Source organism: Xanthomonas sp. AM6 (genome assembly GCF_025665335.1).
In the GTDB taxonomy this organism is placed as follows: domain Bacteria; phylum Pseudomonadota; class Gammaproteobacteria; order Xanthomonadales; family Xanthomonadaceae; genus Xanthomonas_A.
Window position 1 is genome coordinate 2,968,582 of record NZ_CP106869.1, and the last position, 23,374, is coordinate 2,991,955.

The following is a 23,374-nucleotide window of genomic DNA, read 5'->3' on the forward strand; positions in this document are numbered from 1 at the left end:
CGCATGACGCACCACCGGCGCGCAAGCGCCGCTCCATCACGCCTGCGGCGCAACGCTGCCCGCCGCAGGCGCAGACCGCCGATCGGGCGTGGGCGCGTCCGCGGCCATTCCGACCGCGCCCAGATACGTCTCCAATGCCGGCGCGTCGCGCGCCGGCACGATCGCGCCGACATGGCCGTCGGGGCGTACCAGCACCCAGTCGCCGGGCGCCACGCCGTAGGCGCTGCGGAGATGCCCGTCCTCGTCGACGATGTCGCCGTCCGGCCCTACCCGGTGGGCGTGCAGGCCAGCGCGCGCGGGCGGCACCCACGCGCCACGCGCGAGGTGGTAGCCGAGCAGCGTCCAGTGCGGCCCCCGGAACAGTTCGAACAGGCGACGCGGTTGTCCGCCGGCGCCGCGGCACGGCGCGTCCGGTGCGCGGTCGCCGGCATGGACGCCGCCATCGCGGGCGGTCAGTTCCAATGCCAGCGGCGAACCGGGATAGCCGATGTCGAGCTGGTGCACTTCGCGGCCGCGCCGCGCCGGGCCGCTCGCGGCCGTCTCCAGCAGCCTGGTGGCCAGGCCCAGCATCTGCGCCGCGACCGGGCGGCGCTCGGCTTCGTAGCTGTCCAGCAGCGCTTGCGGCGCGCCGCCGACGACCGCGGCGAGCTTCCAGCCCAGGTTGTAGGCATCCTGCACGCTGGTGTTCAGGCCCTGCCCGCCGGTGGGCGGATGCGCGTGGGCCGCGTCGCCGGCGAGCAGCACCCGCCCGTCGCGGTAGCGCTCCGCCAGCCGTGCCTGCATGTTGAACGCCGATGCCCAGCTGACCGCGTCGACGACGATGTCGTGGCGGCCGCTGCGGCTGGCGATCATCTCGGTCAGCCCGGTCGCGCTGAGATCGACCTCGCCTTCCAGCGGGATCGGCGCCTGCAGCTGGAACAGCGGCGTGCCTGCCAGCGGGCACAGCGACAGCTGCGTCTGCATCGAGTCGTCGTTGAAGCGGTGCCAGGCGCTGCGGTCGATGCCGCGCAGCATCAGGTCGGCGACGACGGCGCGCACCCCAAGCGTCTTGCCTTCGAAGCCGATGCCCAGCGCGCGCCGCACGAAGCTGCGCCCGCCGTCGGTACCGACCAGATAGCGTACGCGCAGCGTTTCCTCGCCCCGCGCGCTGCGCAGCGTCGCGGTGACGCCGCTGGCGTCCTGCGCGAAGCCGACGAGTTCGCAACCGAACTCCGCCTTGCCGCCGCATTCGGCCAGCCGCTCCCGCATCACCGCCTCGGTTAGGAACTGCGGCACCATCAGCGGAATGCGGTACGGCTCGCCGGGACTGGGCGCGTCGGGCTCCATCAGCAGGGAATCGCGGCAGCTGCCGTCCTCGCGGTAGCTGCGTTGCGGCGGGTAGACGCCGCCGGCCGCGACCAGGCGGTCGACGATGCCCAGGTCCTCGAACACCTCCATGCTGCGCGGTTGGATGCCCTTGCCGCGCGAGCCCTGGAACGGTCCGTCGAGCTTGTCGATCAGCCGGAACGACAGGTTGCGGCGCGCCAGCTCCAGGGCCAGGGTCAGGCCGGCAGCGCCGGCACCCACGATCAGGATGTCGTGTGCGAAGTTCTCGGTCATTGCGATTCCTCCGGCGAGCTGCCAAGGAGGCAGGAATTCGCCTATCGAGTGCAAAATGCACTTTGTCCGACGGTGCGAATGGCGCGAAGGCGCCTGATCCGCGCATGGCAGCCCACGGCCTGATCAAGTCGACTCAAGATAGGTGCTTGTTGCACATAATTACACAGCAAACTGATATGTGCAAATTGCACTCAATAACCGAGACCCGACATCGAGCGCCCGCCACGACAGCTACCCGCGGACGGTCGCAACGGGCGAAGCCACGCGGCAGCGGGGCGCGGCCTGCGCAGACGCGCCGGTGCCGGCGGCGTCGATCCGCGGCGCAGGTTTGGGGGCCGGCCATCGTCCTGCAGCGCCGTGACGCATGGCCTCCTTGGCGTGCGCCATCGGCGCCCCTTCGCGAAGATCCGCCGCGGGCGGCGGATTCGCGGTGGCGAAGTGGCGGCGACAGGCGCCGGGTCCTGCCTCGCCAAGCAACAACGGCCGCATGCCGTCCGCATGGACGTGGATGTGCGAGCGCCGTCGTTGACCAGGCACAGGACCTGCGCCATGGCGATCGACGAAGGGGCGACGGCGGTCATGCGCACGGTTGCGCGTCCCCGGATGGCGTAGCCGGTTCCACTCACTCCGTGCCAGAGACCATCTCGCCGTGCGATCGCGGCGCTCCTGCGCGCCGCTGTCGGGACTATGCTTGTCCCGTCACAGCACCGCAGATTCCTGCCTGGGCCTCAGCCCAGGCCCGCCCACCAGGCGCGCCACAGCGTGGCCATCGCGCTCGGCGGCTTGCGCACCGCGCGGGCCTGTTGCGCGATCCGCGCGCGCGCCAGCGCCGATACGATGCGCCGCGGCCGCGGCCCATCCACACGCCGTGGCCAGCGCTGCAGCAAGGCCTGCGCCCAGCGCTGCTGCGCCTGCGCCTCGGCGCCGCCACGCAGCGACAGCGGCACCGCGGCGATGCCGGCGGCGGCCAGCCGCTGCGCCAGTACCTGCGTGGCCAATGCGGCCGCAGCGGCGCGCCCGCCCTCGAACACGGCACGCTCGACCTGCGCGGCGGCCAGCGCGAACGGCTCCAGCCGCTCGAACGCATGCGCCGGATCGGCCGCGGCCGCGCGCGAGGCGAGCAGGCCCGGCAGGGCCTCGGCCAGCTGCGCCCACGGCGCGGCCACCGGCTCCAGCACCCGCCCCAGCGGATGCCGCGAGCGCTGCCCGGCCCAGCTGCGCAGTTCCTCGCCCCACCACGCAAGCTTGGCGTCGGCCGGCAATGGATCGCCGGCGATGTTGAGGATGTCGTCGAATTCCTGCAGCAACGCGAACCAGGCCACGGCGCGCGCGCGCTGCGCCGCGGGCACGAAGGTTTCGGCCACCGCCCATTCCGGCCAGCGGCTGCGCCATTTGTCGAGGAAGGCATCCAGGGCGGAGGTGCTGCTCATGCGATCGCGGGATTCCGGGAGTTCAGGGAAGGTGCGGCGGGCCGGGCCAGGCGCTGGCGTCGAGCAGGTCGGCCGGCGCGCCCACCGTGGCGTCGGCGCGCCAGGCCAGCGGGTCCTCGCCGTCCAGGCGATAGCCCCACAGCACCGCCACCGAGGCCATGCCGGCGGCACGCGCGGCGAGGATGTCGCGCTCGTCGTCGCCGACGTAGACGACCTGCTCCGCCTGCACGTCCAGCCGCTGCGCGGCGACCTGCAGCGGCAGCGGGTGCGGCTTGCGCTCGGCCAGGGTGTCGCCGCCGATCAGCACCGCGCAGCGCCGTTCCCAGCCCAGCTGCGGCAGGATCAGCCGCGCCAGGTATTCGGGCTTGTTGGTGACGATGCCCCACACGCAGCCGGCGTCCTCCAAGCGCTGCAGCAACGCCGCGATGCCGTCGAACGGACGCGAATGCCGGCCGACCAACGTTTCGTAGTGGCGCAGGAAGTCGGGAATCAGCGCATCGCGCGCGGCGGCCGGCAGATCGGGAAACGCCACGCCCAGCATCGCCCGCGAGCCCTTGGACACCACCGGGCGCAACTGCTCAAGGGTCAGCGCGTCGCGGCCCTGCTCGGCGCGCAGCGCATTGGCCGCCGCCAACAGATCCGGCGCGCTGTCCAGCAAGGTACCGTCCAGGTCGAACAGCACCGCACGCGGAAACTGGCCGCGCGGCGGCTGTGCCGATTCCCTACTCCCCATTCCCGATTCCCGGCTTCACCGCACACGCCAGGTAGTTCACCTCGGTGCGCGTGGACAGCCGCGCACGGTTGCGCCATGGCTCGTACAGCATGCCGCTGACGTCGTGCAGCTGCAGGTCGGCCTGGCGCAGCCACGCCGCCAGTTCGGCCGGCTTGATGAAATCCTGGTAGCGGTGGGTGCCGGTGGGCAGCAGCCGCGCCACGTACTCGGCGCCGACGATGGCCAGCGCGAACGCGGCCGGGGTGCGGTTGAGCGTGGACAGGAACAGCTGGCCGCCGGGCTTGAGCAGGGTCGCGCAGGCGCGCACGATCGCCGCCGGATCGGGCACGTGCTCGAGCATCTCCATGCAGGTGACCGCGTCGAAGCTGCCCGGGCGCTCGGCGGCCAGGTCCTCGACCGACTGCACGCGGTAATCGACCTCCACGCCGGATTCGAGCTGGTGCAGCCGCGCCACCTTGACCAGTTCCGGGGCCAGGTCGATCGCGGTGACCTGCGCCCCCTCCTTGGCCAGCGCCTCGCTGAGCAGGCCGCCGCCGCAGCCCACGTCGAGCACGCTGGCGCCGCGCAGCGGCAGCCGGTCGGCGACGTAGCGCAGGCGCACCGGGTTCAGCGCGTGCAGCGGTTTCTGCGGGCCGTCGGCGTCCCACCAGCGGGTGGCCAGCGCGCCGAACTTGTCCAGTTCGGCCTGATCGAAATTGGCGGACGTGTTGGAAGCGGAAGCGGTCATGGCGGCATCTCGGTTGGGCCGCGCGCGGATCGCGGCACGGCAGTAAAGCGGATCAGGCGTGTACGCTGCGGATGCGCTCGCGCCATTGCCGCGCGTTGGCGACCAGCGCATCGGCGTCCATGTCCACCAGCACCCGCTGCTCGAGCTTGCGCTGGCCGGCGATCCACACGTCGCTGACCTGCTGCCGGCCGGTGGCGTAGACCAGCTGCGACAGCACGTTGTGCAGCGGCTGGGTCTCCAGCGCGGACAGGTCCACGCAGATCAGGTCGGCCTGCTTGCCGACCTCGATCGAGCCGATCTTCTCGCCGAAGCCCAGCGCGCGCGCGCCGCCCAGCGTGGCCGCGCGCAGCGTGCTGGCCGCGTCCAGCGCGGTGGCGTCGTTGGCCACGGCCTTGGCCAGGATCGCCGCGGTGCGGTTCTCGCTGAACATGTCCAGGTCGTTGTTGCTGGCGCAGCCGTCGGTGCCGATCGCCAGGTTCACGCCCGCGCGCTGCAGCGCGCAGGCCGGGCAGAACCCGGAGGCGAGCTTGAGGTTGGATTCGGGGCAATGCACCACGCTGACCCCGCGCTCGGCGCACAGGTGGATCTCCGCGTCGGTGAGCTGGGTCATGTGCACCGCGATCAGGCGGTCGTTGACCAGGCCGAGCCGGTCCAGCCGCGCCAGCGGGCGCTGGCCGTACTGCTTGAGCGAGTCGGCGATCTCCTGCGCGGTCTCGTGGGTGTGCAGGTGCACCGGCACGTCGAGCTGGTCGGACAGCATCCGCACCCGCTCGAAGTTGGCGTCGTTGACCGTGTACGGCGCATGCGGGGCGAAGGCGATGCCGATCAGCGGATCGTCGCGCCACTGGTCGTGCACCTCGCAGGCGCGTTCGAAGTATTCGTCGGAGGTCTTGGCCCAGGCGGTCGGGAAATCGATGATCACCGTGCCCACCCGCGCGCGGAAACCGTGCTGCTTGTACACCGCGGCCTGCACGTCGGCGAAGAAGTAGTTCTCGTTGGCGCACGTGGTGCCGCCGCGCAGCATCTCGGCGATCGCCAGCGCGGTGCCGTCGGCGACGAACTCCGGGCCGATCACCGCGGTCTCCACCGGCCAGATGTGCTGCTGCAGCCACACCATCAGCGGCAGGTCGTCGGCGATGCCGCGCAGCAGGGTCATCGGGTTGTGGGTGTGCGCGTTGACCAGGCCCGGCAGCAGCGCCGCGTCCGGGCGCGACACGGTGCGCGCGGCGGAAAAGCGCGCGTGCGCCTCGGCGCGCGGCAGCACCGCGACGATGTCGCTGCCGCGCACCGCCACCGCGTGGTCCTCCAGCACCACCGCGTGCGGCTCGATCGGGACCACGTAGCCGGCTTCGATCAGCAGGTCGCAGGATTCGGGAATGGAGGTCATCGCAAGCGCTCTGGAAAAGGAAGGATCAGGTTGCCGCCTGGGCCTGGCCGATGCGGCGCCGGTACACGCGCATCACCACCCACTGCAGCACGAACACCGCCAAGAAACCCAATCGCCCCAGCACGGGTGCGATCATCGCCAGCGGAATGCACAGCGCGAACACCACCGGCGCGATCGCCACGCGCAGCGTCATCGCACGCGCCTGCAGCGCGCCCAGCCGCTGCACCAGGCCCTCCTTGCGCACCGCGTAGGCATGCATCAGGTAGGCGGCCACGCCGATCGCGGCCAGATGCGCGCAATACACCGCGAACGCCTCGTGGCTGCCGACATAGTCCGAATACAGCGCCGTGGAAAACGGCAGCAGGCCGATCAGCAGCAGCTGCAGCACGTTGAGCCAGATCAGTCGGTCGTCGAACTGGCGGATATGCCGGCACAGCTGCAGGTGCGACTTCCAGAACAGCGCGGTGACCAGGAAGCTCACCGCGAACCCGATGAACAGCGGCAACATCCGGTGCAGCGCGGCCAGGATGCCGCCGGCGGCCTCGACCTCGGCATGCCCCGGCACCTTGATCTCCACCGCCAGCAAGGTGATGGCGATGGCGAAGACCGCATCGCTGAAGAATACGACCCGGTCGTGCGGGTACTTGGCATCGGCGCTGTCGGCGTGGCTGGTCGTCACGGGAATTTCCTGGAAGCGGGGTGGTCCGGCACCGCCCCGCGGCGATCCGGCATTGCGATGCCTGGCCGCCACACGCCAGCGCGTGCGCGCGCCCGCGGCCGGCTGCGGCCGCGGGCGCGCCGGCTTACTTGACGCGCGAGAAGTATTCGCCCGAACGCGTATCGACCTTGATGATCTCGTCCTGGCCGACGAACAGCGGCACCCGCACCACCGCGCCGGTTTCCAGCGTGGCCGGCTTGCCGCCGCCGCCGGAGGTGTCGCCGCGCACGCCCGGGTCGGTCTCGACGATCTTCAGCTCGACGAAGTTCGGCGGGGTGACCTGGATCGGGGTGCCGTTCCACAGCGTCACCACGCAGTCTTCCTCGCCCTTGATCCACTTGGCGGCATCGCCGACGCCGGCCTTGTCGGCCTGCACCTGCTCGAAGGTCTCCTGCTGCATGAAGTGCCAGTACTCGCCGTCGGTGTACAGGTACTGCATGTTGGTATCGACCACGTCGGCCGCTTCCACGTTGTCGGTCGCCTTCATGGTCATTTCAACCACGCGCCCGGACTTGATGAAGCGGTACTTGATGCGGGTGAAGGCCTGGCCCTTGCCCGGCTTGACGTATTCGGTGTCGGTGATGATCGCAGGTTCGCTGTTGACCAGGATCTTCATCCCGGTCTTGACGTCGTTCATGCCATAGCTGGCCATCTGAAACTCCTCGGGTAAGGCAAACCCGCCGCGTTCGGCGGCCGGCCGGATAGAATGGAAAGCTCCCGCCGCAACCGGCGGGCGCTCGTTTTATGACCGCATATGATAACCGCAGCCCCCCGCCCGATGCAGCCGTCCCCCTCCCCCGCCGTGTTGGCCCCGCCGCGCTGGCAACAGCTGTGGCGCGATGCCGTGCGCGACCCGCGCGAGTTGCTGGCGCTGCTCGGGCTGGACCCGCAGGCGCTCGGCGTCTCCGAACAGGCTGCGACGCAGTTCGCGCTGCGCGTGCCGCGCGGCTTCGTCGCCCGCATGCGCCCTGGCGACCCGCACGACCCGCTGCTGCGGCAGGTGCTGCCGATCGACGCCGAACTGCGCCGGGTGCCGGGTTTCGCGCTGGATGCGGTCGGCGACGGTGCGGCCAAGAAGGCCGACGGGGTGATCCAGAAATACCGCGGCCGCGCGCTGCTGGTGGCTACCGGCAGCTGCGCGGTGCATTGCCGCTACTGCTTCCGCCGCCACTTCCCGTATGCCGAGGAAACCGCCGCGCGCGACGGCTGGCGCGCCGCGGTGGCGGCGATCGCCGCCGATCCGGACATCGACGAGGTGATCCTGTCCGGCGGCGACCCGCTGTCGCTGGCCACGCCCAAGCTGGCCGAACTGACCGAGGCGCTGGCCGCCATCCCGCAGCTCAAGCGCCTGCGCATCCACAGCCGCCTGCCGGTGGTGCTGCCCGAGCGCGTCGACGCTCCGCTGCTGGCCTGGCTGCGGTCGCTGCCGTGGCCGCTGGCGTTCGTGATCCACGCCAACCACGCCAACGAATTCGACGCCGGCGTGGACGCGGCGCTGGCGCAGTTGCGCGGCACCGGCGCGCAACTGCTGAACCAGGCGGTGCTGCTGCGCGGAGTCAACGACAGCGTCGAGGCGCTGGCCGCCTTGAGCGAGCGCAGCTTCGCCGCCGGCGCGCTGCCGTATTACCTGCACCAGCTGGACCGGGTCGAGGGCGTGGCCCATTTCGAAGTGGACGACGCCACCGCGCGCGCGCTGCACCAGGCGCTGGCCGCGCGGCTGTCCGGGTACCTGGTACCGAAACTGGTGCGCGAGATCCCCGGCGACACCGGCAAGCGCGCGCTGTAGGCGACGTTGCCGCAGAGCGGCGCGTTGCGGATCTTCGCCGTGGCGGTGGCCTTGCTGAAGAGGCGCCTGCGCAACGCCGGCGCAGCGTGCCGTCGCGCAACAAGGTGGGACTGGCACCGCGGTGCCGCGGCACTGCCCCGAACTCCGGCAGAGACGGCCATTCCGTCCCGGGCGATCGGCTTCTCCGGGCCTCGCGGAGCGCATGCGAGCGGACCCGCGGTAGGTTAGGCTCGCCCTGCAGCCGCCGCTGCGCCGCGATGCTAGCGCTACCAACGGGAGACCTCGATGCGAGCCTTGATGATGACCTGGCGCCGCCGGCACTGCCGGCTCGGACTCATGGCGCTGCTTGCCGCCGCCGGAGCGCTCGCAGCGGAGCCGCAGCCGGCCGCCGGCGCCAACCCGATCGTCCGCGACAGGTTCACCGCCGATCCCGCGCCGCTGGTGGTCGGCGACACGCTCTACCTGTATGTCGGCCACGACGAGGCGCAGCGCGACGAGATGTTCACCATGCGCGAGTGGCTGGTCTATTCGACCAGGGACATGAAGACCTGGACCGCCCACGCCCCGGTCATGAACGTCAAGGATTTCAAGTGGGCCAAGCAGGACGCGTGGGCGTCGCAGGCGATCGAGAAGAACGGCAAGTTCTATTTCTACGCCGCGGTGGAGCACGATGCCACGCAGCCGGGCAAGGCGATCGCGGTCGCGGTCGCGGACACGCCGACCGGCCCGTTCGTGGACGCCCGCGGCTCGGCGCTGATCACCAATGCGATGACGCCCAAGGGCACGCACAGCTGGGAAGACATCGACCCCACCGTGCTCACCGACGACGACGGCAGCACCTGGATCGCCTGGGGCAACCGCCAGTGCTATCTGGCCAAGCTCAAGCCCAACATGATCGAGATCGACGGGCCCATCCGCGAGATCACGCCGCCGCATTTCGAGGAAGGCCCGTGGCTGCACAAGCGCGGCGACCTGTACTACCTGACCTACGCCTCGCTGGACCGCGACACGCAACGCGACGAGCACGTGTCCTATGCGACCGCGCCGGCCATCACCGGGCCGTGGACGTACCGCGGCGAACTGACCGGCTCGGGCAAGTACAGCTTCACCATCCACCCGGGCATCGTGCAGTTCAAGGACCGGTGGTACCTGTTCCTGCACAACGCGACGCTGGCGATCGGCGACTTGAACGGCGCCATCGGCCGGCGTGCGGTGACGGTCGAATACCTGCACTACAACCCGGACGGGACGATGCGGCCGGTGCGGCAGACCGAGGCCGGCGTGTCGGTGCCCGACGCGGCGCGGTGAGGTCGGGGCTGCGCGAGGCCTACGGCCGCGAACTGGATCGTCGGGGCGATGCCGCTGCTGCTTCCCACTGCTTCTGTAGGAGCGGCTTCAGCCGCGACGGACGTTACCGGTAACGCCCGTCGCGGCTGAAGCCGCTCCTACAGAAAGCAAGCGCAATTCTCCAAATCGCAGACCCGCCTAGCCGCGCGGCATGCCCTCGCTGGCCAGCAGCTGGCGGAATTCGGCGGCGCTGAGCGGGTGGCTGAGCCAGAAGCCCTGCCCCAGTTCGCAGCCGCGCTCGCGCAGCAGTTCGAACTGCACTTCCTGCTCGATGCCCTCGGCGACCACGGTGATGCCCAGCGAATGCGCCATCGCGATGATCGCGGTGGTCAGGGCCAGGTCGTCCGGGTCGCGCTGCAGGTCGGCCACGAAGCTCTTGTCGATCTTGACCCCATCCACCGGCACCTGGCGCAGGTGGCTCAGGCCGGAGAAGCCGGTGCCGAAGTCGTCCAGCCAGACCTTGACCCCGGTGCGGTGCAGCCGCGCCAGCATGCTGGCGGCCTGCAGCTCGTCGCCGATCACCGCGGTCTCGGTCAGTTCCAGGTGCAGCTGCGCCGCCGGCAGGCCGGATTCGCGCAGGCAGTCGGCGACGATTTCCGGCAGGTCGCCGCTGCGCAGCTGCCGCGGCGACACGTTGACCGACACGAACAGGTCGCGGCTGCCGTCGAAGCGCTGCCAGTGCGTGGCTTCGTGGCAGGCCGCGCGCAGCACCTTGGGGCCGATGCTCTCGATCAGCCCGCTCTGCTCGGCCACGTCGATGAACACCGTCGGCGAGATCGTGCCCAGCGTCGGGTGCTGCCAGCGCAGCAACACCTCCACCCCGACCATGCGCCGGTCCAGGGTGCGGAAGATCGGCTGGTACGCCAGCTTCAGTTCGTCGCGGTCCCAGGCCCCGCGCAACTCGTGCTCCATGTGCACGCGCCGCTCCACCGCATAGTCCATCGCGCGGCTGTAGAAGCGATGGCAGTTCTTGCCGGCCAGCTTGGCCTGGTACATCGCGATGTCGCCGTTCTTCAGCAGCGCCGAGGCGTGCTCGGCGTCGCCCGGGTAGACGGTGATGCCGATCGAGGTGCCCATGAACACCTCGCGCTCCTGGATCCGCAGCGGCTCGCGCAGCTCCTGCACCAGGCGCTCGGCCAGGCCGGTGGCGACCTGCACCACGTGCTCGGGCGCGTCCTCGACCAGGATCACGAACTCGTCGCCGCCGAAGCGCGCCAGCAGCGCGTCGTGCCCGCCCAGCTGCTCCACCGCCAGCTGGATGCGCCGCGCGAACTGCAGCAGCGCCTCGTCGCCGGCCTCGTGGCCGAGGGTGTCGTTGATCCGCTTGAAGTCGTCGATGTCGGCGAACAGCAGCGCCAGGCGCCGCTGCGAGGCGCGCGCGGACAGCATGCGGTGGTCCAGCGCCTCGCGGAACGCGAGCCGGTTGGTCAGCCCGGTCAATGCATCGGTGTAGGCCATGTGGCGCACGTCGCGGTCGTGGCGCGCGATCGCCTCGCTCATGCGCCCGAACGCGCGCAGCAGCTCGCTGACCTCGTCGCGGCGGCCGCTGTCGCGGCGCTCCACCACGTAGTCGCCGGCCTCGATCTGGCGCGCGGCCGCGGCCAGCCAGCGGATCGGCGCCACCAGCGTGCGCTGCACGTAGATCGCCACCATCACCGCGGTGAGCGCGAGCGCGGCCAGCAGCAGCAACAGCCAGCCCAGGTGCCGCTTGCCCAGCGCGTCCAGGCGCTGGTCTAGGTTCTCGCCGGCCTTGCGCTCGTAGACCAGCGCCCGCGCCCAGGACATGCCCACGCGCACCCCGCCCACGCGCTGGTCGCCGATCATGATCGGCATCGACACGTCGAGGATGTCGCCCGACTCCTGCGCCAGCAGGCCGTTGGCCTTGATCGCCGCCTCCGCCATCGGGCCGCGCATGCGCTGGCCGTAGCCGGGCAGGTCGTCGCTGCCGTCGTGGATCAGGCGCCCGTCGGCGTCGTACACCAGCACGTAGGCCACCGTCACGTAGCCCAACGCCGAGCGCACCTGGCTGCCGATCGCGTCCAGGTCCGAGTAGTACACCGGGTTGGCCAGCGACTCGGAAAGCTGCTGCGCCAGCGTCTCGCCGCGGCTGCGCATGCTGCGGTCGAACAGGCCATGGATCACGTTGCCGCTGAGCGTGCGCACCTCGTTCTGCATCGCCGCCTGCCGCTCCAGCATCAGCGCCAGGATCGCCAGGATCAGGAATGCGGCCACGCCCATCGCCAGCAGGAACCTGGCCTGCAATCCGAAGCGCAGCGTCTTCATTCGACTTCCAGCTTGACCCGCGCAACGCCGGCGCGCAGTTGGTCCAGCCGTTTCTGCGAGGCCGGATCCACCGGATAGAAGCCGGAGGTGCCGAAGAACTTGCGCAGCGCCGCGCTGCCCTGCGGATCGCCGGCGGCCTCCAGCAACACCTCGCGCAGCCGCGCCTGCACCGGCGAGGCCAGGTCGCCGCGCACCATCTCCACCGCGCGCGGGAACGGCTCGGTGCGGTAGATCACCCGGAAATCGCGGCGGAACGCCGGCGGCACGCGGCGGTCGTCGTCCCAGTCCAGGCTGCTCAGCGCGCCGGCGTCCACCAGGTGCTTGTGCACGTAGGAGGCGATGTTGAGTTCCGAACGCGCGAACACGTAGCCGACCGTGTCCGCCGACGCCTGGTCCTTCGGCGAGAGCAGGATCTCCGGGTGCAGGTCGTGCTCGAACAGGGTCATCATCGGCACCAGGTAGGCGCTGGTGGACAAGGTGCTCTGCAGCGCCAGGGTGCGGCCGCGCAGGTCGTCCAATGTGTGCAGCGGCCCGTCGCGGCGCACGAAGAACACGGTGTGGTACTCGCGCACGCCGCTGCGTTCGGTCAGCAGCAGCGGCCGCACCCCGCCGCGCTGCTGCAGCGCCATCGCGGTGGCCGCGGTCTCGGTGACCCAGTCGACGCGGCCGCGGCGCAGGTAGCTGCTCATCTGCTGGCTGTCGCGGGCCATCAGGATCTGCCCGGAGGTGATGCCGACATCGCGCATGCGCGGCACCACGTAGTCCAGCAACGGCTTCAGCTGCTCGTAGTGGGCCTTGGGGTTGTCGCTGATGCGTCCCAATACCAATACCGACGGGCGCGCGTGCACAGCCATGGGCCAGCACATCGCCAGCGCCAGCCACACCATGACGACCCGCCACCGCGAACTTTGCAAACCACATTCCCCATGTAGAGGCTGCAAGCCTAGCCGAAAGTGTCATCCGGCGACAGGTGGTGAAGCCGGGATCGGGGATTTGGGAGTGGGGATTCGGGGCGCTGATGGCGCGGCAGGGAAGGAACGCCTGCGCACCACGACGAGCGCCAGTCGCCGATGACCCGGAATCCGCCGGCTTTGCCGGGTCCCGGGTCCCGGTCCCGACAACTAGCTGCGCGCCTGCCCCGCCAGCCGCGCCATGCGCTGCGCATCGGACAGGATGCCGCGCAGCAGCCGCACTTCCTGCTCGGTCAGCGCGTTGCGCAGGAACAGCCGGCGCAGCTTGCGCATCGCCGAATCCGGCGCGCGGCCCTTGTGGAAGTCGATGTCGTCCAGCGTCTCGGCCAGTTGCCCGAACATGCCTTCCAACTGCGCGTGGCTGGCCGGCGCCTCGCGGAAGCCGGGTTCCGGCGCCGGCGCCGGCGCCGCGTCGCGCAGGTGCGCCAGGCGCAGTTCGTAGGCCAGCACCTGCACCGCCGCGGCCAGGTTGAGCGAGCTGAACGCCGGATCGGAGGGAATGTGCACCGCCGCATGGCACAGCTGCAGTTCCTCGTTGGTCAGGCCGGTGCGCTCGCGGCCGAACACCAGCGCGACCTCGGCCTGCTCGGCGGCCGCGGCGACCAGCCGCTGCGCGCCGTCCGCCGGCAGCAGCTCCTCCAGCGACACCCGCCGGCTGCGCGCGGTGCAGCCGAGCACCAGCCGGCAATCGGCCACCGCCTCGGCCAGGGTGCCCAGCACCGGCGCCTGCTGCAGCACGTCCTCGGCGCCGGCCGAGCGCCGGTAGGCGTCCTCGTCGAGCGCGCGCTCCGGCGCCACCAGCACCAGCCGCGCCTGGCCCATGGTCTTCATCGCCCGCGCCGCCGCTCCGATGTTGCCGGGGTGCTGGGTACCGACCAGGACGAAGCGGATGCGGGCGGAAACGGTCATGGCAATGGAAGATGCGGAGCGAACGGGGCGTAGATGGTAAACTGTGCGGCCGGCCTTCGCGCCGGACCGCTCTTTTCCTCCGCCAGATCCTTCTCCGCCCTCTCGGGAGCCGTTGCCATGCAAAAACCCGCCGTCACCGTCATGGTCAAGGCCGCCCGCCTCGCCGGCAACGTGCTGTTGCGCCATATCAACCGGCTGGAAGCGCTGAACGTGGTGCAGAAGGACCGCATGGACTACGCCAGCGAAGTCGATGCCGACGCGGAGAAGGTGATCGTCAAGGAACTGCGCCGCGCCTATCCCGACTACGGGGTGATGGGCGAGGAAGGCGGCGTGCAGGGCGGCGGCCGCTACATGTGGGTGATCGACCCGCTCGACGGCACCAGCAACTACCTGCGCGGCTTCCCGCACTACTGCGTGTCCATCGCCCTGGTCGAGAACGGCGAGCCGATCGACGCGGTGATCTTCGATCCGCTGCGCAATGAACTGTTCACCGCCAGCCGCGGCAACGGCGCGGTGCTCAACGACCGCCGCATCCGCGTCAGCGAGCGCAAGGACCTGAACGGGGCGATGGTCAACACCGGCTTCGCCCCGCGCGAGCGCAAGCGCACCACGGCCCAGCTCAAGTGCGTGGACGCGCTGATGGTGCAGGCCGAGGACATCCGCCGCACCGGCTCGGCCGCGCTGGACCTGGCCTACGTGGCCTGCGGCCGCGTCGACGCCTACTTCGAGGCCGGCGTGAAGGCCTGGGACATCGCCGCCGGCGTGCTGCTGGTACGCGAGGCCGGCGGCCGCATCACCGACTTCAAGGGCGCCACCCCGGGCCGCATCGACGACCGCGGCGCCCCGCAGTTCCAGATCGTCGCCGGCAACATCAAGGTCAGCGACGCGCTGCAGAAGCTGATGGTCAACACGGGGTATGCGGCGGAGTTCGACGCGAAGTTTTGAGGGGCCGGGATTCGGGATTGGGGATTGGGGATTCGCAAAAGCAATTCCCAGGCGCCGATCCTCTCTGGATCCACCATCTCAAAACAAAAAAGCCGCGCATCTGCGCGGCTTTTTTTTTGAGGACCGGGAACCCGCTTTTGCGAATCCCCAATCCCCAATCCCGAATCCCAGCCCTCAGGGCCTGCGCGCCAGCGCCTCCACGTCCTTCGACTTCGGCAGCAGGTCCTGCTTGGTGACCTGGAACGGGCCGATCGACAGCAGCGGCACCGCCACGATCACCGAGGACACCACCACGATGACCGCGCCGATCATGTGGGTCAGGGCCAGGCCTTCCATCGAGTTGCCGCCGTACAGGTACAGCGCCAGCGCCGACAGGAAGAACATCACCGCGGTGATCACCGTGCGCGACAGGGTCTGGTTGATCGAGCGGTTCAGCACTTCCACCGGCTCCACGCGCAGGCTGCGGAAGTTCTCGCGCACACGGTCGAACACCACGATGATGTCGTTGATCGCAAAGCCCATCACCGACAGCAGGCCGGCCAGCACGGTCAGGTCGAACTCGCGGCCGGTGACCGAGACGTAGGCCACCGTCACCAGCAGGTCGAACAGCGCGGTCAGGCTGGCCACCACCGCGAACTTCCACTCGAAGCGGAACGCGATGTAGATCAGGAAGCCGACCAGCATGAACACGGTGGCGTAGACGCCGTTCAGCGCCAGGTCCTTGCCGACCTGCGGGCCGACGAACTCGCCCGGCTTCACCGTCGCCGGGTTCTGCGCGGTGCTCACCGCCTTGCGCACCTGCTCGGCCAGGTTCTTGGTCACGTCCTCGTTGTTGTGCTCGCCCTGCGGCTGCAGGCGGATCACCACCTCGTTGCCGCTGCCGACGTTCTGCACCTGCGCGTTCTCGAAGCCGGCCGTGGCCAGCTGCTCGCGCACGTGGTCGATGTCCACCGGCTTCTGGAAGCTGGTCTGCACCAGCGCGCCGCCGGTGAACTCCAGCGCGTAGTTGAAGCCCTTGGCGAAGATCACCCCGAACGAGGCCACCGCCAGCACCAGCATCAGCACCAGGGTCGGACGCCGCCAGCGCATGAAGTCGATCTGGGTGTCGTTCGGGATCAGATGGAGCGGAAAGATTTTCATGGAGACGTGCTCTTCATAATTTGGACCCCGCACCTGGAGGCGCGGGCTCTTGCGAAGGACTCGCATTTCCTGCCCCGCGCATGGCGGTGCGGGCTCTGGCGAGGGACCCGCATCAGATGGCGACGGACTTGAGCTTCTTGCGGCGGCTGTAGATCAGCGTGGCCAGCGCGCGCGAGACGGTGATCGCGGTGAACATCGAGGCGAAGATGCCGATGATCATGGTCAGCGCGAAGCCCTTCAGCGGGCCGGTGCCGAACGCGTACAGGGCCACGCCGACGATCAGGCCGGTGAGGTTGGCGTCGAGGATGGTGCCGCCCGCCTTCTCGTAGCCGGCGGCGATCGCCGATTTCGGCGGCACGCCCATCCGCAGCTCCTCGCGGATACGCTCGTTGATCAGCACGTTGGCGTCCACCGACAGGCCGACCGACAAGGCCAGGCCGGCGAAGCCGGGCAGGGTCATGGTGGCGCCGAACAGCGACATCACCGAGACCACGATCAGCAGGTTCATCAGCAGCGCCACCGAGGTGATCACGCCGAACATGCGGTAGTACACGCCGAAGAACACCAGGGTGAACAGGAACGCGTAGATCACCGCGGTGACGCCGCGCTCGACGTTCTCCGCGCCCAGGCTCGGGCCGATCACGTATTCCTCGACGAAGTCCATCGGCGCGGCCAGCGAACCGGCGCGCAGCAGCTTGGCCAGGTTCTCGGCCTCGACCTTCTCCAGGCCGGTGGTCTGGAAGTTCTTGCCGAACACGCCGGCGATGCGGGTCGGCGCCAGCGCCTCTTCCTTGACCCGCACGCTGCGCACTTCCTTGCCGTCGACCATGCTCACGGTCGGGATGCGCTCGATGTAGACCACCGACATCAGCTTGCCGGTGTTGGCGCTGGTGTAGTCGAACATGCGCTGGCCGGCGACGTTGTTGAGGGTGACCGCCACCGCCGGCAGGCCGTTCTGGTCGTTGCTGACGGTGGCGTTGACCATCTGGTCGCCGGACACCAGCACGCGCTTGTTCAGCAGCACCGGCGCGCCGCTGTCGCGCAGGCGGTACACCTTGGCCTCCGGCGGGATGTTGCCGGTGCGCACCGCGTCCTCGGCATTGCCCTCGACCACGCCGCGGAACTCCAGCGTGGCGGTGGCGCCGATCATGCGCTTGGCCTCGGCGGTGTCCTGCACGCCCGGCAGCTCGACCACGATGCGGTCCTCGCCCTGGCGCTGGATGATCGGCTCGGCCACGCCGAGCTGGTTGACGCGGTTGCGCAGCGTGGTCAGGTTCTGCTCGATGGCGCCGGCGGCGATCTGCTTGAGCTCGGCGTCGGGCACGGAGACCGCGATGGTCTGGCCGGACACGGCATAGCTGAGCGTCGGCTGCGCCTTGGCCAGCGCGGCACGCGCGGCGTCGGCGTCGGCGCCCTCGCCCAGGCCGACCTGGATGCTGTTGTCGGCGCGGCGCTCGACCGCGCGGTAGGCGATGCGGTTGTCGCGCAGCGTGGTGCGGATGTCCTCGGCGAAGGCGTCCAGGCGCTTCTCCAGCGCCGCCTTCTGGTCCACCTGCAGCGCGAAGTGCACGCCGCCGACCAGGTCCAGGCCCAGCACCATCGGCTTGCCGCCGATCTTGGACAGCCACTCCGGCACGGTCGAGGCCAGGTTCAGCGCCACCGTGTAGTTCTCGCCCACCTGCTGGCGCAGGATGTCGTTGGCGCGGGTCTGCGCCTCCAGGCTCGGCAGGCGCACCATCAGGCTGTCGCCCTCCTTGGCCACCGACTTGGGGGTGATCCCGGCCGCCTTCAGGTCGGCGCTGACCCGCTCGCGCAGGGCCTCGTCGAGCTGACCGCCGCGGCTGGCGGTGATCTGGACCGAGGGGTCCTTCTGGTAGACGTTGGGCAGCGCGTACAACGCACTGAACGCCAGCACGATCAGGATGAGGAAATACTTCCAGCGCGGAAACTCGAGCATTGCAGGACCCCGCACGACGCCACGCCGGCGCCGCGCCTAGCAGTAAGAGAAATGGATCAGGCGGACTTCAGCGTACCCTTGGGCAGCACGTTGCCGATGGCGCCCTTCTGCACGCGGATGCGCACGTTGTCGGCGATTTCCACGGTGATGAAGTTGTCGCCGATGTCGGTGACCACGCCGGCCACGCCGCCGGAAGTGATGACCTCGTCGCCGCGGCCGAGCTTGTCCAGCATCGACTTGTGTTCTTTCTGCCGCTTCATCTGCGGGCGGATCATCACGAAGTACATCACCGCGATCAGGATGATCGGCAGCAGGAACATCTGCATGCCGCCACCGGCGGGAGCGGCGCCGGCGGTCTGCGCCTGGGCCACGGGAATCAGGAAATCGAGCGGGTTCATCGGTGTGTCCTATGGTTTGGGCAGCCCGTCGCCGTTGGGGCACGGACCGCTGGTCTGTCGCCTGGAAGCGGCAAGCAGCCGCCGATTATGCCACGATCTCCCGCCTCCCCTGGGGCCGGCCGCGGCGCCCCCTTTTTCCAACGAAAAGAAGGGGCTGCGCAGCGGCGGATGAGGGTGCGGGCTCAGCCCCCGTGCGCTTTCGATGCTCGCGAGGCTTCGCACGTACCCTCACCCAACCCCTCTCCCGGGGGGAGAGGGGCTTTATGCCTGCTCGGACGGGAGCGGCGTCGCTTCCGCTCCCCGCGCCGCATAGAAGGACCGCCGGAACTGGGCAAAGGTTCCCGCGGCGATCGCCGCGCGCATGTCGGCCATCAGCTTCTGGTAGTACCAGAGGTTGTGCAGGGTGCCCAGCATCGGCGCCAGCATCTCGTTGCAGCGGTCCAGGTGCCGCAGGTAGGAACGGGTATAGCCGCCGCTGCAGGCGTGGCAGCCGCAGCCGGGCTCGATCGGGTCCAGGTCGCGCTCGTAGCGGGCGTTGCGGATGCGCACGGTGCCGAAGGAGGTGAAATAGTGGCCGTTGCGCGCGTTGCGGGTCGGCATCACGCAGTCGAACATGTCCACGCCGCGGGCCACGCCCTCGACCAGGTCCTCCGGCCGCCCCACCCCCATCAGGTAGCGCGGGCGGTCGGCCGGCAGCCGCGGATGCAGGTGCTCGAGCATCGCGTTGCGCTCGTGCTCCGGCTCGCCCACCGCCAGCCCGCCGATCGCGTAGCCATCGAAGCCGATCGCCTGCAGGCCTTCGATCGAGCGCGTGCGCAGGTCCGCGTGCACGCCGCCCTGGACGATGCCGAACAGCGCCGCATCGTTGCTCAAGGCCTCGTGCGCGTCGCGCGAGCGCTGCGCCCAGCGCAGGCTCAGCTCCATCGAGCGCCGCGCCACGTCCTCGGTGGCCGGGTACGGGGTGCACTCGTCGAAGATCATCACGATGTCCGAATCGAGCACCTTCTGGATCCGCATGCTCTCCTCCGGGCCCAGGAACACCTTGGCGCCGTCGGTCGGCGAGGCGAAGGTCACGCCCTGCTCGCTGATCTTGCGCCGGTGCGCCAGCGAGAACACCTGGAAGCCGCCCGAGTCGGTCAGGATCGGCCCGTCCCAGCGGGCGAAGCCGTGCAGCCCGCCGTGGTCGCCGATCACGTCCAGGCCCGGCCGCAGGTACAGGTGGAAGGTGTTGCCGAGGATGATCTGCGCGCCCAGCGCCTTGATCTGTTCCGGCAGCACGCCCTTGACCGAGCCGTAGGTGCCGACCGGCATGAACGCGGGGGTCTCGACCGTCCCGCGCGGGAAGGTCAGGCGGCCGCGGCGCGCGGCGCCGTCGGTGGTGTGGAGCTGGAACTGCAGTCGAGACATTGAAAGGCCGGGGTTCGGGATTCGGGATTCGGGATTGGCAAACGCACGGGCGGTGACGGGTAAGAGAGTGCTTCTACGAATCCCCAATCTCCAATCCCCAATCCCGGCCCCACAACAGCATCGCATCGCCATAGCTGAAGAAGCGGTAGCGCTGCGCGATCGCGTGGCGATAGGCCTCGAAGATGCGCTCGCGGCCGGCGAAGGCCGAGACCATCATCAGCAGCGTGCTTTCCGGCAGGTGGAAGTTGGTGACCATCGCATCGACGCTGCGGATGCGGTAGCCGGGCAGGATGAAGATCTGCGTCTCGCCGGCGAAGGGATGCAGCTCGCCGTCCTTCGACGCGCTCTCCAGCGCGCGCACGACCGTGGTGCCGACCGCGATCACGCGGCCGCCGGCGGCGCGCGTGCGCCGCACCTGCTCGACCAGGCTGGCGCCGACGTTGAGCCATTCGCGGTGCATCACGTGCTGGTCCAGCGCTTCCACCCGCACCGGCTGGAACGTGCCGGCGCCCACGTGCAGGGTGACGTGGCCGAAGCCGACGCCGCGCGCCTGCAGCGCCGCCAGCAGGGGCGCATCGAAGTGCAGGCCGGCGGTCGGCGCGGCCACCGCACCGGCCTCGCGCGCGAACACGGTCTGGTAGCGCTCGCGGTCGTCCAGCCCGGGCTCGCGGCGGATGTACGGCGGCAACGGCAGGCGCCCGGCCTGCTGCAGCCAGGACTCCAGCGTGTCGGGTACGTGGAACTGGAGCACGTAGAACTCGCCGTCGCGGTCCAGCACCTCGGCCTCGCCGCCGGCATCCAGGGCGATGCGCGCGCCGGCCTTGGGCGACTTGCTCACGCCCAGCTGCGCGCGTGCGCGCTGCCCGCCGAGCAGCCGCTCGATCAGGATCTCCACCCGGCCGCCGCTGCTCTTGTGCCCGAACAGGCGCGCCGGGATCACCCGGGTGTCGTTGAACACCAGCAGGTCGCCCGGCTGCAGCAGGTCCGGCAGGTCGCGCACCTGGCGATCGGCGAACGGCGCCGGCGCCGGCGGCACCAGCAACAGGCGGCTGGCCGAACGCTCGGCCAGCGGCGCCTGCGCGATCAGCTCCTCGGGCAGGTCGTAGCGGAAATCGGACTTCTTCAAGGCCGGTGGGTCGTTGAATTATGGCCGGGCATTGTAGCCGGGAGGCCGGGATTCGGGATTCGGGACCGGGGATTCGTTAAAAGCGCAGCAGTCGCCATGCTCTTACGAATCCCCAATCCCGAATCCCCAATCCCGGCCCCTCACCTCTCGAACTTGGTCGACAGGATGATCGACGAGGTCGTGCGCTCCACGCCGTCGATCGCGCCGATGCGGTCGGTCAGCACGTCCATGTCGTTGACCCCGGGTACCACGCCCAGCGCGATCAGGTCGTAGGAGCCGCTGACCGAATGCAGCACGCGGACCTCGTCGATCTCGCGCAAGGCCTTGACCACCGAGGTCATCTTCTTCGGCAGCACGGTGATCAGGATGTGCGCGCGCAGGTGGCCCTGTTCGAAGTCGTCGCGGGTGCGCACCGTATAGCCGCAGATCACGCCTTCGCGCTCCAGCCGCTCGATCCGGCTCTGCACGGTGGTGCGCGACAGGCCGAGCTTGCGCGCGATCTGCGCGGTGGAGGCGCGGGCGTCCTCGCGCAGCAGCGAGAGCAGGCGTTCGTCGGAGGGGGTGATCTTCATGCGCGGCCGGATTTCGTCGAATCGACGAAATTATCCGATTTCCTGCACAAATCAACTCTGCCAATCGACGATCCTGTCCCGATAATAGAAGGTCTATCGCTGAACGACCCGCCTCCAGGAGATCCCGCATGACCGTACTCGGCCCCCTCGCCCCGCTGCGCGCCCATGCCGGCGACCGCCTGACCGCCGGCCTGGACGATGCCAGCGTCGAGCGCCTGGCCGCCTCGCACCCGCAGCTGGGCGCCGCGATCGACGCCGCCGCCGCGGAGCATGCGCGCCTGGCGCAGGAGTTCGCCGAGCTGCTGGAACTGGACGAGGCCGAGCAGATCCGCGCGCTGCAGGCCGGCTTCGTCAATTTCTACGCCGACGATGCGGTGACCCCGTACGTGGCGCTGGCCGCGCGCGGTCCGTGGGTGGTCACGCTGAAGGGCGCGGTGCTGTACGACGCCGGCGGCTACGGCATGCTCGGCTTCGGCCACACCCCCGAGGCGGTGCTGGACGCGATGGCGCGGCCGCAGGCGATGGCCAACGTGATGACCCCGAGCGTGTCGCAGCTGCGCTTCGACCGCGCGCTGCGCGCGGAGATCGGCCAGCGCCGCGGCGGCTGCCCGTACAGCAAGTTCATGTGCCTCAACTCCGGCTCCGAAGCGGTGGGGCTGGCCGCGCGCATCGCCGACATCAACGCCAAGCTGCAGACCGACCCGGGCGCGCGCCACGCCGGCGCGACGATCAAGCGCATCGTGGTCAAGGGCAGCTTCCACGGCCGCACCGACCGCCCCGGGCTGTATTCCGATTCCAGCCGCAAGGCCTACGTGCAGCACCTGGCCAGCTACCGCGGCGAGGACTCGGTGATCGCGATCGCGCCCTACGACGTGGACGCCCTGCGCCGCGCGTTCGCCGATGCCGAGCAGCACGGCTGGTTCGTCGAGGCGGTGTTCCTGGAGCCGGTGATGGGCGAAGGCGACCCGGGCCGCGCGCTGCCGCCGGCGTTCTACGCCGCCGCGCGCGAACTGACCCGCACCCACGGCAGCGTGCTGCTGGTCGATTCGATCCAGGCCGGGCTGCGCGCGCACGGCGTGCTGTCGGTGGTCGACTACCCCGGCTTCGAACAGCTCGATCCGCCGGACATGGAAACCTATTCCAAGGCGCTCAACGCCGCCCAGTTCCCGCTGTCGGTGCTGGCGGTGACCGAGCATGCCGCGCAGCTGTACCGCAAGGGCACCTACGGCAACACCATGACCAGCAACCCGCGCGCGCTGGACGTGGCCAGCGCCACGCTGGCGCAGCTGACCCCGCAGGTGCGCGCCAACATCCGCGCGCGCGGCGCCGAGGCGGTGCAGAAACTGGAGAAGCTCAAGGCCGAGCTCGGCGGGCTGATCACCCAGGTGCAGGGCACCGGGCTGCTGTTCTCCTGCGCGCTGGCGCCGCAGTTCAAGTGCTACGGCGCCGATTCCACCGAGGAATGGCTGCGCCAGCACGGGGTCAACGTGATCCACGGCGGCGAGAACTCGCTGCGCTTCACCCCGCATTTCGGCATGGACGGCGAGGAGCTGGACCTGCTGGTCGGGCTGATCGGCCGCGCGCTGCGCGAGGGTCCCAGGCTGGCGCAGGCCGCGGCGGCCTGACCGAGACGTGCTGCAGGAACTGGCCGAGGCGATCGCCCGGCCGCTGTTCGAACTCGTGGTGCAGTTGTTCGGCTATTGGAGCGGCCGGCTGCTGCTCCCGGTGCTGACGCTGGGCCGGATCCGCGCCGAGGCGCGGCGCGACCTGCCGCCGCGCCGGTCCGGCAAGCGCCGCCACGGCACTCCGCTGTTCTATCGCAACGCCAGCGGCAGCCTGGTCGCCAGCGACGATGCGGTGATGATCGTCGGCCTGGCGTGCTGGGCGGTGTTGGCGCTGGGCGCGTTCCTGCTCTACCACCTGGCGCGCTGACGCCGCG

The 23,374-nt window shown here is 69.9% G+C and carries 21 protein-coding genes; 5 read left to right on the plus strand and 16 right to left on the minus strand.

The window, feature by feature from the left end; all coding sequences use genetic code 11:
- Positions 1-36 precede the first annotated feature (36 nt).
- The 7 genes from OCJ37_RS12515 to efp form a co-directional block, all read right to left on the minus strand.
- Positions 37-1,599, minus strand: coding sequence for an FAD-dependent oxidoreductase (locus OCJ37_RS12515; RefSeq protein ID WP_263109774.1), 1,563 nt, complete (start codon positions 1,597-1,599; stop codon positions 37-39).
- A 728-nt stretch (positions 1,600-2,327) separates the two neighbouring features.
- On the minus strand, positions 2,328-3,029 hold the full coding sequence (locus OCJ37_RS12520; RefSeq protein ID WP_263109775.1) for an isoprenoid biosynthesis enzyme family protein: 702 nt from the start codon (positions 3,027-3,029) through the stop codon (positions 2,328-2,330).
- A gap of 22 nt (positions 3,030-3,051) precedes the next feature.
- Positions 3,052-3,762, minus strand: coding sequence for a phosphoglycolate phosphatase (locus OCJ37_RS12525; protein ID WP_263109776.1), 711 nt, complete (start codon positions 3,760-3,762; stop codon positions 3,052-3,054).
- Positions 3,752-4,489: a bifunctional 2-polyprenyl-6-hydroxyphenol methylase/3-demethylubiquinol 3-O-methyltransferase UbiG gene (ubiG, locus tag OCJ37_RS12530; RefSeq protein ID WP_263109777.1), complete on the minus strand. Its 738-nt coding sequence runs from the start codon at positions 4,487-4,489 to the stop codon at positions 3,752-3,754. Before ubiG ends, OCJ37_RS12525 begins: the two co-directional genes overlap by 11 nt.
- A 52-nt stretch (positions 4,490-4,541) precedes the next feature.
- Entirely contained in the window at positions 4,542-5,876 is a 1,335-nt protein-coding gene (locus tag OCJ37_RS12535; RefSeq protein ID WP_263109779.1) for a TRZ/ATZ family hydrolase, read from the minus strand.
- Positions 5,877-5,901: 25 nt separating this feature from the next.
- A complete protein-coding gene (locus tag OCJ37_RS12540; protein WP_263109781.1) occupies positions 5,902-6,555 on the minus strand; it encodes a TMEM175 family protein in 654 nt (217 codons plus the stop codon).
- 124 nt (positions 6,556-6,679) lie between these two features.
- Positions 6,680-7,246 (minus strand): elongation factor P, encoded by a 567-nt coding sequence (gene efp, locus OCJ37_RS12545; protein WP_263109782.1) that lies wholly within the window; start codon positions 7,244-7,246, stop codon positions 6,680-6,682.
- A 102-nt stretch (positions 7,247-7,348) separates the two neighbouring features.
- On the opposite strand from efp, the gene epmB reads away from it, so the two are divergent.
- Both epmB and OCJ37_RS12555 read left to right on the plus strand, forming a co-directional pair.
- Positions 7,349-8,380, plus strand: coding sequence for an EF-P beta-lysylation protein EpmB (gene epmB / locus OCJ37_RS12550; protein WP_263109783.1), 1,032 nt, complete (start codon positions 7,349-7,351; stop codon positions 8,378-8,380).
- Between the two features lie 336 nt (positions 8,381-8,716).
- Entirely contained in the window at positions 8,717-9,688 is a 972-nt protein-coding gene (locus tag OCJ37_RS12555) for a glycoside hydrolase family 43 protein (RefSeq protein ID WP_263109784.1), read from the plus strand.
- A 177-nt stretch (positions 9,689-9,865) separates the two neighbouring features.
- Here the strand turns inward: OCJ37_RS12555 and OCJ37_RS12560 are convergent, their stop codons facing one another.
- The 3 genes from OCJ37_RS12560 to OCJ37_RS12570 form a co-directional block, all read right to left on the minus strand.
- Complete coding sequence (locus OCJ37_RS12560; protein WP_263109785.1) at positions 9,866-12,010, minus strand: putative bifunctional diguanylate cyclase/phosphodiesterase; 2,145 nt, start codon at positions 12,008-12,010, stop codon at positions 9,866-9,868.
- Positions 12,007-12,897 (minus strand): phosphate/phosphite/phosphonate ABC transporter substrate-binding protein, encoded by an 891-nt coding sequence (locus tag OCJ37_RS12565; RefSeq protein ID WP_263109787.1) that lies wholly within the window; start codon positions 12,895-12,897, stop codon positions 12,007-12,009. Before OCJ37_RS12565 ends, OCJ37_RS12560 begins: the two co-directional genes overlap by 4 nt.
- A 234-nt stretch (positions 12,898-13,131) precedes the next feature.
- Positions 13,132-13,890 (minus strand): RNA methyltransferase, encoded by a 759-nt coding sequence (locus OCJ37_RS12570; protein ID WP_263109789.1) that lies wholly within the window; start codon positions 13,888-13,890, stop codon positions 13,132-13,134.
- 117 nt (positions 13,891-14,007) lie between these two features.
- Between OCJ37_RS12570 and OCJ37_RS12575 the strand changes: the two genes are divergently transcribed.
- The gene (locus tag OCJ37_RS12575) at positions 14,008-14,835 is read left to right on the plus strand and encodes an inositol monophosphatase family protein (protein WP_263109790.1); all 828 of its coding nucleotides are present in this window, start codon (positions 14,008-14,010) and stop codon (positions 14,833-14,835) included.
- Positions 14,836-15,009: 174 nt separating this feature from the next.
- Here the strand turns inward: OCJ37_RS12575 and secF are convergent, their stop codons facing one another.
- From secF to OCJ37_RS12605, 6 genes are all read right to left on the minus strand, one after another.
- Complete coding sequence (gene secF, locus OCJ37_RS12580; RefSeq protein WP_263109791.1) at positions 15,010-15,975, minus strand: protein translocase subunit SecF; 966 nt, start codon at positions 15,973-15,975, stop codon at positions 15,010-15,012.
- A 112-nt stretch (positions 15,976-16,087) separates the two neighbouring features.
- Positions 16,088-17,932 carry a protein translocase subunit SecD gene (gene secD, locus OCJ37_RS12585; RefSeq protein WP_263109792.1) on the minus strand — a complete coding sequence of 615 codons (1,845 nt, stop codon included), beginning with the start codon at positions 17,930-17,932 and terminating at the stop codon, positions 16,088-16,090.
- Between the two features lie 56 nt (positions 17,933-17,988).
- Positions 17,989-18,330, minus strand: coding sequence for a preprotein translocase subunit YajC (gene yajC / locus OCJ37_RS12590; protein WP_128420868.1), 342 nt, complete (start codon positions 18,328-18,330; stop codon positions 17,989-17,991).
- Positions 18,331-18,591: 261 nt separating this feature from the next.
- On the minus strand, positions 18,592-19,737 hold the full coding sequence (gene tgt, locus OCJ37_RS12595; protein ID WP_263109796.1) for a tRNA guanosine(34) transglycosylase Tgt: 1,146 nt from the start codon (positions 19,735-19,737) through the stop codon (positions 18,592-18,594).
- 73 nt (positions 19,738-19,810) lie between these two features.
- Entirely contained in the window at positions 19,811-20,863 is a 1,053-nt protein-coding gene (queA, locus tag OCJ37_RS12600; protein ID WP_263109797.1) for a tRNA preQ1(34) S-adenosylmethionine ribosyltransferase-isomerase QueA, read from the minus strand.
- Positions 20,864-21,003: 140 nt separating this feature from the next.
- Positions 21,004-21,435 (minus strand): Lrp/AsnC family transcriptional regulator, encoded by a 432-nt coding sequence (locus tag OCJ37_RS12605; RefSeq protein ID WP_263109798.1) that lies wholly within the window; start codon positions 21,433-21,435, stop codon positions 21,004-21,006.
- 128 nt (positions 21,436-21,563) lie between these two features.
- On the opposite strand from OCJ37_RS12605, the gene OCJ37_RS12610 reads away from it, so the two are divergent.
- Together OCJ37_RS12610 and OCJ37_RS12615 are read left to right on the plus strand one after the other, a co-directional pair.
- Positions 21,564-23,060 carry an aminotransferase class III-fold pyridoxal phosphate-dependent enzyme gene (locus OCJ37_RS12610; RefSeq protein WP_263109799.1) on the plus strand — a complete coding sequence of 499 codons (1,497 nt, stop codon included), beginning with the start codon at positions 21,564-21,566 and terminating at the stop codon, positions 23,058-23,060.
- A 7-nt stretch (positions 23,061-23,067) separates the two neighbouring features.
- Positions 23,068-23,367, plus strand: a complete 300-nt coding sequence (locus tag OCJ37_RS12615; RefSeq protein WP_263109800.1) for a hypothetical protein — start codon at positions 23,068-23,070, stop codon at positions 23,365-23,367.
- Positions 23,368-23,374: the final 7 nt, after the last annotated feature.